This window comes from Azonexus sp., assembly GCF_036170495.1.
Taxonomy (GTDB): domain Bacteria; phylum Pseudomonadota; class Gammaproteobacteria; order Burkholderiales; family Rhodocyclaceae; genus Azonexus.
This window is the reverse complement of record NZ_JAVHPH010000451.1, coordinates 1-1641: the sequence shown is the minus strand read 5'-3', so window position 1 is coordinate 1641 and position 1641 is coordinate 1. Positions and strand designations below refer to the sequence as shown.

The 1641-nt window shown below is 60.7% G+C and carries 2 protein-coding genes; both read left to right on the top strand.

All coding sequences use genetic code 11. The features are described from left to right. Positions 1-1073: murein hydrolase activator EnvC family protein (locus tag ADADOO_RS16235; protein WP_511278550.1), on the top strand; the 1073-nt coding region annotated here is incomplete at its 5' end. Then, on the top strand, positions 1070-1641 hold a 572-nt coding region (locus ADADOO_RS16230), incomplete at its 3' end, for a S41 family peptidase (protein ID WP_511278549.1). The genes ADADOO_RS16235 and ADADOO_RS16230, both read left to right, overlap by 4 nt.

Here is a 1641-nt window from a genome sequence, read left to right as displayed (position 1 = left end):
TCGAGCAACAATCGCAGGAACTCGGCATCACGCTCGGCCAGCAACAGGCTCAACTCGAAAGACTGATCTACAAACAATACCTGCGCGGCACGCCGGACTCGCTGCAACTCCTGCTCAACGGCGACGACCCGAACCAGATGGCGCGCGACCTGCATTACCTGTCGGCCATCGCCCTGACCCGCGCCGAACTGATGGGCGAAATCAACGCCACGCTGGCTAAAAAGAAATCGCTGGCCGCCGACACCAAGGGGCGCGCCGCCGAACTGGCCGAAATCGAGGCCGAGCAACAGAAACGCCACGCCGATCTTGAAAAGCAGCGAGAAGAACGGAAGGCACTGTACGCCCAGCTGGCCAGCAAGGTAAAAGCCCAGCGCAAGGAAATCGGCAACCTGCAGCAAAACGAAAAGCGGATGACCCAGCTCATTGATCGGCTGTCAAAAATCCTCGCCGCCCAGGCGGCAAGAGCTGCCAAAGCCGCTGAGGCGGCACGCCTGGCCGAAGCACGTCTGGCATCGGCAAGACAAAAGGAAAAAGAGCGCGAGAAAGAACGGGAAAAGGATAAACGTCCTGCGCAAACCGAAGAACGGGAAATTGCCCGCCCAACACCCACCATGGAGCCCACCCGCCCCAAAACCGTCGAAGCCGAAAATCACTACGAACCGGCCCCGAGCAACGGCAGCTTCGCCCGCCAGCGCGGCAGCCTGCGCCTGCCGGTACGCGGCGCGGTCTCCGGGCGTTTCGGTTCGGCCCGCGACGGTGGCGGTACCTGGCGCGGCCTGTTCATCAAGGCCGGCGCCGGCAGCGAGGTCAAGGCCATTGCCGGCGGCCGCGTTGTTTTCTCGGAATGGATGCGCGGCTTCGGCAACCTGCTCATCGTCGACCATGGCGACGCCTACCTGTCGATCTACGGCAACAACGATGCCCTGCTCAAACAGGTCGGCCAGGCCGTCAAGGGTGGAGAAACGGTGGCCACTGTGGGTAACAGCGGGGGCAATCCCGAATCCGGTTTATACTTTGAACTCCGCCACCAAGGGCAACCGATCGACCCGATGAAATGGGCCAGCTTGAAATGAGCAAAACTAAAACTATTAGCTTGACCGTTGGCGCCTTTGTCGCCGGCGCACTGATCAGCCTGAACTTCCCGGCCATGGCCGACAAGGAAGTCAAACCCGGCCTGCCGATCGATGAGCTGCGCACCTTTGCCGAGGTGTATAGCGCCATCAAGCAAGGCTATGTCGAGCCGGTCGAAGACAAGAAAATGATCACCAATGCCATTTCCGGCATGCTGTCCAACCTCGATCCGCACTCGACCTATCTCGACGCCGATGCCTTCAAGGATCTGCAGGTCGGCACCCAGGGTGAATTCGGCGGACTGGGCATTGAAGTCGGCATGGAAGACGGCCTGGTCAAGGTCGTTTCGCCAATCGAGGACACCCCGGCCTATCGGGCCGGCGTCAAGGCCGGCGACCTGATCTTCAAGCTCGACGAAACCCCGGTCAAGGGACTGACCCTGTCGGATGCCGTCAAGAAAATGCGCGGCAAGCCGAAGACGCCGATCAAGCTGTCGATCATCCGCAAGGGCGAAACCAAGCCGATCGAGCTGACCCTGATCCGCGAAGTGATCAAGGTGCAGAGCGTCAA